Here is a 7,823-nt window from a genome sequence, read left to right as displayed (position 1 = left end):
CGCGAATGATAGAGGAAAGCCACTTTATGAAGGTTATTTAACGAGATGATTTTGCTGTTACACAAGACTTTATTGCGCAGGGATAGCAGGCTTCTCTGATTTTCCCTCAAGGCTGGCAAAAGATAGCAGTGAAAAAGGTTTTATGTTTGTGGTAAGATAAAATGATAGCGATTGTTGCAATAAAGTTCAAAATGGCTTTGTTGAAAGGGAAGGGAATGAAAATATATGGTATGTGAATTATTGGCTCCTGCCGGGAGCGTTGAAGCGTTTCGAGCTGCCGTGGAAAATGGCGCTGATGCGGTATATTTATCGGGGAAAGCCTTTGGGGCCAGAGCCTATGCCCCCAATTTTTCTGACGAGGAACTAACAGAAGCGGTACGGTATGCTCATTTACGGAACGTTAAAGTATATGTAACCGTTAATACATTGGTGGACGACAGTGAAATGAGACTGCTGCAGGAATATCTGCGTTTTTTATACGAATGCGAAATTGATGCGGTGCTGGTTCAGGATTTGGGGGTAGCGGCGGTAGCCCGTACGTGTGTGCCGAATTTGCCGTTGCATGCCAGTACGCAGATGACCGTGCATAATGCTGCAGGCGTACGCTTTTTGCGGGAACTTGGCTTTACCAGAGTGGTGGTCTCACGTGAAATGTCTCTTGCGGAACTGCAGCAATGCGTCCAAGAAGGGGGCGCAGAAATTGAAGCTTTTGTTCACGGCGCTCTTTGTATTTCCTATTCCGGTCAATGTTTGATGAGCAGTCTTATTGGGGGGCGCAGCGGCAATCGAGGACGTTGTGCGCAGCCTTGCCGGCTCAACTATCGTTTGGAAACGGAAGAGGGAACTGTAATTCAGGAAGTTGGCGAATATCTTCTAAGCCCCAAGGATTTGAATACCTTGGAACTGGTGCCGCAATTACTGGAAGCTGGCGTTCATTCTTTGAAAATTGAAGGACGCATGAAGCGGCCGGAGTATGTGGCCGTAGTAGTCGCCGCCTATCGTCAGGCGCTGGACGCGGCGCTGCGCGGCGAAACATTGTCTTTGGAGCCGTTGCAGAGGGACTTGGAACAGATCTTTAATCGTGATTTTACTACCGCTTATTTGCAAGGGCGACCAGGGCGGACCATGATGAGTGATCGTCGTCCTAACAATCGCGGCTTGCGGGTGGGACGCATTGTGGCTTATGACTACGCCAAAAGGGAAGGGTGTTTAAAGCTGGAGCAGCCGCTGCGGCAGGGGGATATCCTTGATGTTTGGGTTAAAGTAGGCGGCCGTGTCAACCTTACAATGCAAGAAATGTATGTAAATGGGAAGTTGGTAGAAGAGGCTGAACCAGGTGAGCTGGTGACCATTCCGGATATGCCGCCGGTAGGAATGAATGACCGGGCGTTTAAGGTGTTTGACGCACAATTAATGCTCAAAGCACGCAGCTCCTTTGCCAAAGAACAGCGCAAAGTGCCGGTGACGGCAGTAGTAGAGGCAGTATTAGGACAGCCGCTGCGCTTGACTTTGCGCGATGACGAAGGGCATGAGGGAGTCGGAGAGACTGGCTTTTTAGCGGAAGAAGCAAGAAAGCATGCTTTGCAAATTGATTCTGTGCGTAAGCAAGTGGATCGCCTGGGCAACACTCCCTTTGCTCTGCAGAATTTGGAGTTTAAGGCGCAGGGCGAGCTGATGGTGCCTGTAAGCGAACAAAACGAAATGCGTCGTCGCGCAGTAGAAGCGTTGGAAGAAGCCAGACTGATTTCTTATAAGCGGCCTTCTCTTTCGGCCGGACCTTGCAGTTTAGCGCTCAAAGACGAAAGGCGTATCGCGAAAGAACAATGGCCGGAAAAAATTTGTGTACAATGCAGTGAACTGGCGCAAGTTCAGGCAGCGTTGGCAGGAGGCGCCTCGGGTATTCTTTTTGGAGGCGAAGATTTTGTAAAACCGGCGCCTGGGCCGGAGGAATACGCTGCCGTTTGTCGCGCTGTCCAGGAATCGGGGAAAGAACTGTGGCTGGGAACGCCGCGTATTGTCCGCGAATGGCAGCTGTCTCGCTGGGAGCAGGTTTTCTCGTTTGCAGCGTCGCAAGAAATAGCTGGCGTATATCTGGCTAATTTAGGCTTGTTGGAGTTATGTCGGAAAAAAACGCCGACCCTAGCTTTTTGGGCGGATGCGCCGCTGAGCCATTTTAATTCTCAAACTCTTGCCTTCTGGGCTGAACAGGGAGCGGTTGGAGCAACATTGTCTCCTGAATTGACCTTTGAGCAAATTCGCAAGCTTCATTGGCCGCAGAGTTTGGCTGGTGAATGTCTGGTGCATGGTCGCTTGACTATGATGGTCTCCGAGTTTTGCCCCTTGGGTTCTTATATTGGAGAGTTGCATACCGGAACATGCAGCCAGCCTTGTCGCCAAAAGGAAGCTTACTACTTGCGCGACCGGAAAGAAGAGCGGTTCCCCATTTTTACAGACAGCAGCTGCCGCAGCTATATCTTCAATGCTAAAGAATTGGATTTGCGAGGTAATCTGACACAATTCCGCCAGACCGGAGTATCACAATTGCGCCTGGACGGACGTCTGTATCGTCCGGAGGAGTTGCGACGCTTGACTGCCGACTATTGCCGGGAATTGCTTGCGTTGCAAAAAGGCCAGGTTTTACCGCCGCCGGCTGTAAAGCCGGGCGCTACGCGCGGGCACTATTTTAGAGGAGTCATGATGCATGATCAATGAAAAAGCATTGCATATATTGGAGTTTGACAAGGTTCGAAGCCGCCTAGCCTCCTTGACTGCGTGCTCGCTGGGGCGAGAGCTGGCGGAAAAGCTGCAGCCCCAGGTAGAAGCGGAGTTCGTTGCTCGATCGTTGGAAGAAACTGCAGCAGTGGCTTTTTTGGCGGAGCAGGGAGAACGGCTGCCCTTGGGCGGCATTCATGATGTGCGCCAAGCAGCAGGCAGAGCGGCGTTAGGAGCGATTTTAGAACTAGAAGAGCTGCGCAATATCGCCGCTACAATGAAAAGCGCCCGGATTTTGGGAAGCTTTTTGCTAAACCGCTTGGAAGAAACGCCAATTTTAAGCGAGTATGCAGAAGGTTTTGTTTCGTTGCAGCGTTTAGAACAGGCGGTGGAAGCGGTTATTGACGAGCATGGTCAAATGCGCGACGACGCTACGCCGGAGCTGGCCAAACTGCGGCGCGCCATTCGCACGGCTCACGGGCGCGTTAAGGAACGCTTGCAGTCTGTATTGCGTTCTCAAGAATACCAGAAATATTTTCAAGAAGCTTTGGTAACCATGCGGGGTGATCGCTATGTAATTCCTGTGAAGCAGGAGTATAAGCATTTTTTCCCAGGCATTGTTCATGATCAATCGGCCAGCGGCGCTACTGTCTTCATTGAGCCGATGAGCATTGTAGAGCTGAACAACGAAATTAAGCAATGCGTTGCCGCTGAACGCAATGAAATAGAACGCATTTTACAGTCTTTAAGTGCGGTTACGGGACGCGATAATGACAGTATTCAAGAAAATTGCCGCTTATTAGGACAGATGGATTTATTGGCGGCTAAGGTTCGGCTGGCGGAGCAATGGAAATGCACTAAGCCTGTTTTTAATGAAGCGAAGCGGCTTTCTTTGCGTCAGGCCCGGCATCCTTTAATTAACGCCGCCCAAGTTGTGCCGATTGACTTGTTTCTTGGTGAAGAGTATACGATGCTGCTGATAACCGGTCCTAATACAGGCGGTAAAACGGTAGCGCTAAAGACGCTGGGACTCATGGTGCTTATGGCGCAGGCTGGCTTGTTTTTGCCGGTAGACAGCGGTTCGAGCATCTGCATGTTCAGTCAGGTATTTGCGGATATTGGCGATGAACAAAGTATTGAACAAAGCTTGAGTACTTTTTCATCTCATATGACGCATTTGGTGAGCATTCTGCAAGAAGTCGGCGCTGATGATTTGGTTTTGCTGGATGAAATCGGCGCCGGCACCGATCCGGTAGAGGGCGCCGCTTTAGCTATGTCCATTTTGGAAAATTTGCAGGCTTGCGGCGCTTTGACTGTGGCAACAACGCATTATAGCGAGTTAAAGCAATTTGCCTATGCCCGTGAAGGCGTAGAAAATGCCAGTGTGGAGTTTGATGTGCAAACCCTGCGTCCGACCTATCGGCTGCGCATCGGCATGGCCGGCTCCAGCAACGCTTTCGCCATCAGCCGCCGCTTAGGTCTGGCGGAAGCGATATTAGACAGGGCGCGCGTACTAATGGATCAGCAGCATGTGGATTTGGCCGCGATGATGCAGGAGCTGGAAAAAGAACAGTTAGAGTATCAAGAACGTCTTGCAACTCTGGAACTTCAGCAGCGCTCGTGGGAGCAAGAGCAGCGACGCTGGGAAGCCAAGCGAAGTCAAGAGGAAGAAAAAGCCGCCTTGCGATTGGAGCAAAGCAAGACGAAGGCGGCTGAATTACTGCGGCAGGCTAGAAAAACAGCCGAAGAAAGCGTCAATCTCATTAAAAAACAGGCGCAAGAGCAAGATCAGCAGCGGCGGCAGAACGCGTTTCAACAGGCGAGAGAAAGACTGCAGGGAGCGCTGGATGGAACACGCCCTCAATTCCGCAAGATTGTCGCCGGAAGCCCAGTAGAACAGGAACTGCTGCGGGAAGGTTTGGCAGTTATGGTTAAGACGCTGGGCCAGAAAGGCAGAATTCTCTCCTGGAATACTAAGGAGGCGACGGTGCAGATCGGAGCGCTAAAAATGAATGTGCCCTTGAAAGCCTGTCTTCTCGTGGAGGATGGGAAGGTGGAGGAGCCTCCGGTCAAGGCGGCGCCGCGAATTTCCGCCGCGTTTTTGAGCAAACGCTTGGATGTACCCCGGGAAATCGATGTGCGCGGTCAAAATATTGAAGAAGCCGTAGAAATACTGGCTAAATTCTTGGATGACGCCATGCTGGCCGGGCACACTAAGATAAATGTGATTCACGGCAAGGGAACCGGCGCGTTGCGTAAAGGCGTGCGGGCTTATTTAAAGCAGCATCACGGTGTTAGGGACATCAGCATTGGCGAGGTAACCGAAGGCGGCGACGGCGCTACGCTGGTACAGCTTAAATAAGAAAAATTGCACGAGGGTTTTGAACAAGAGAATCGGAGTCACGGGAGGGTACGCAGGAGTGACACGGTTTTTGAACAGTGAGTAGAGAGAGGACGCGACGGGGTTACAAGATTTACACAAAGGAAAGCAAAGCGATATAATTTCATAAAACCCTTTCGCGTTTTTCGTGTATTTCGCGGTTCGTTTTATAAATTCTGGTATATTAAAAACTAGAAAAGAAGAGCAGCACTGTCGGCAAAAACAGTACTGCTCTTCTTTTACTTTATTATTCCTTTTTGGAATCTGTTTTCTTGTCTTCTGTTTTAGCTTCCGTTGGTTTGGTCGTTGTTTTCTCCGGCTGCTTGGTTGTTGTTTTTTTCTTATCGTCTTCTTGCTTTTTATCAGCAGCTGCTTTGTCGTCAGGGTGGGCCGGCGTGCTTGCGTCTTGAGGAACCGACACGCCCTGGGGACGTAAGAAATCACGGGCTGGAGTCGAGGCTAACGCCTTGGTCATGAAGCCGCGCCAAATTTCGGCAGGAACGGTACCTCCTGTGATATTTCCAAGAGTTCCTTCGGTGTCATTACCCATCCAAACGGCGGCAACCAAGTCAGGAGTATAACCGACAAACCAGGCGTCTTTGTTATTGTCTGTAGTGCCGGTCTTGCCGGCTGCTGGCCGGCCAATAGCGGCGCCGGCTCCGGTGCCGCGGGCAATAACGCCTTTAAGCATATCGGTTATGATGTAGGCGCTTTTCTCGCTGATGATGGTTTTGGGCTGAGGAGAATGTTCTTCCAAGGTTTTGCCGTTTCGATCGACGACTTTTACGATGGCAATGGGTTCGCAACGGATACCTTGGTTGGCCAATACTCCATAGGCGCTGGCCATTTCCAAAGGAGTAACGCCTTTGGTTAAGCCGCCCAGGGACATAGCCAGGTTTCTATCGTTTGTAGGACCTTGCAATACTAGGGTGGAGATGCCCATTTGCTGGGCGTAATACAAGGGTTTATCAGCGCCAAGCTGGTTGGCCAACTTTACGGTAGGTACATTGCGCGACTGTTCTAAAGCGTAGCGCAGTGAAATGTTGCCGTAAAAGCGTCCGTCGTAATTGCGGGGAGCCCAGGAGCCAAAAGACACGGCTGTATCGCTGATGCTTGTAGCTGGCGTCATGCCGCTTTCAATGGCGGCTAGGTAGGTGAAGGTTTTAAAAACAGAGCCAGGCTGACGTTCCGCCATTACGGCGCGATTGAATTGATCGTCACCGCGACCGCCTACCATGGCTTTAATGTAACCACTGCGCGGATCAATGGCTACCAGCGCTCCTTGCGGCTGCATGATGCCATTTGCATCTTTGCGATACGATGGCAGATGGGTAAGGGCGCTTTCCGCCGCATGCTGCATGGTCAAATCTAAGGAGGTGTAGACCTTCAAGCCTTCTTTATAAACGGCATCGGCGCCATATTTATCAATAAGAGATTGGACAACATAATCAATAAAATAAGCGGCTGTTTTATTGGACTTGTCATTGTTGGTTTGGCCGGAAGCCAGCTTTAACGGCGCTTCTGCAGCACTGTGAGCGGTAGCGGCATCAATATAGCCGTACTTGACCATTTGCTCTAAAACCGTCCGCTGTCGTTCTTTAGCGGCTTTTAAATTATTCAAAGGGGAATAGTAATTGGGGCTTTTGGGAATGCCGGCCAGCATAGCGCATTCCGCCAACGATAAATCTTCGGCATTTTTATTGAAGTATACTTTGGCAGCCGTTTGCACGCCATAAGCGCCTTGGCCAAAGTAAATGTGATTAACGTACATTTCTAAAATCTCATGTTTGGTATACTGGCGCTCGATTTGTAAGGCCAAAAAAGCCTCTTGGATTTTTCGCTTCATCGTGCGTTCTTGTGAAAGAAGCGCGTTTTTAGCAAGCTGCTGGGTGATGGTGCTGCCGCCTTCGGCTACGCCGCCTCCGGTTACATTAGACCAAGCCGCCCGCAAAATGCCTCGCGGGTCAACACCCATGTGCTGATAAAAGCGAGCATCCTCAACCGCCACAAAAGCATTCTGCAGATTTTGCGGGACTTTGCTCAAAGGAACTGGAACGCGATTTTCCACGGAATGTACGGTAGTAATTAGCGTGCCATGGCTGTCAAAAATTTGTGATGAAGCAGCCGGGCGAATGTCGTTTTGCAAGTTAGGCATCGTATTATAGCTGGCAGTTACAAAACCCAAGCCGACGCCGGCAAAAATGACGCCCATTACTATTGAAATAATGAGAAACAGGCGCCCCCAGCGAAAAGATCGTTTGGGTGTTTGTGGTGAAGTACTTTCATTTCTCATGAATTTGTCTTGCCTCCTGGTTCAAAGTAAACAACTATTTTCCTATTATACCACAAGGATTGCTACGATTGGATTGACAATTATATAACAGAAGGCAACATTTTGGTTTTGCGAAAAGAAGCAAGTTCCCAACAAAGTGTCTTAAAAATTGCGTAACAGGTGTTGACAGTAACCCGGTTAACATGATACTATACAGAAGTCGTCGCGAGCGGCGGCAAAGAACAAGTGCTCCTTGAAAACTGAACGATGCAAACAAGCCAGATGTGCGAGGCAACCTTAGCCGCAAGGCGAAGGAAGTCATTTAAAATTTCTTTTTAAACTAAGAGCTGACATCAGTTCTTCGATTTTATCGGAGAGTTTGATCCTGGCTCAGGACGAACGCTGGCGGCGTGCTTAACACATGCAAGTCGAACGGTCCAGAATTTAACACCGAGAATA

At 49.9% G+C, this 7,823-nt stretch carries 3 protein-coding genes and 1 rRNA gene; 3 read left to right on the top strand and 1 reads right to left on the bottom strand.

The window, feature by feature from the left end; translation table 11 throughout:
• Window positions 1–225 precede the first annotated feature (225 nt).
• Complete coding sequence (locus PHF27_RS12115) at window positions 226–2,712, top strand: U32 family peptidase (RefSeq protein ID WP_300070423.1); 2,487 nt, start codon at window positions 226–228, stop codon at window positions 2,710–2,712.
• Window positions 2,702–5,074, top strand: a complete 2,373-nt coding sequence (locus tag PHF27_RS12110) for an endonuclease MutS2 (RefSeq protein ID WP_300070420.1) — start codon at window positions 2,702–2,704, stop codon at window positions 5,072–5,074. The genes PHF27_RS12115 and PHF27_RS12110 overlap by 11 nt, the downstream gene beginning before the upstream one ends.
• Window positions 5,075–5,339: 265 nt before the next feature.
• Here PHF27_RS12110 and PHF27_RS12105 read toward each other — a convergent pair whose 3' ends face one another.
• A complete protein-coding gene (locus PHF27_RS12105) occupies window positions 5,340–7,385 on the bottom strand; it encodes a penicillin-binding protein 1A (protein ID WP_300070417.1) in 2,046 nt (681 codons plus the stop codon).
• A 346-nt stretch (window positions 7,386–7,731) separates the two neighbouring features.
• On the opposite strand from PHF27_RS12105, the gene PHF27_RS12100 reads away from it, so the two are divergent.
• A 16S ribosomal RNA gene (locus PHF27_RS12100) occupies window positions 7,732–7,823 on the top strand; the annotation flags it as partial.

The sequence above is a fragment of the Anaeromusa sp. genome, assembly GCF_028691475.1.
GTDB lineage: Bacteria > Bacillota > Negativicutes > Anaeromusales > Anaeromusaceae > Anaeromusa.
Note: the sequence above shows the minus strand (reverse complement) of the source record. Positions and strands in the feature narration are given on the sequence as shown.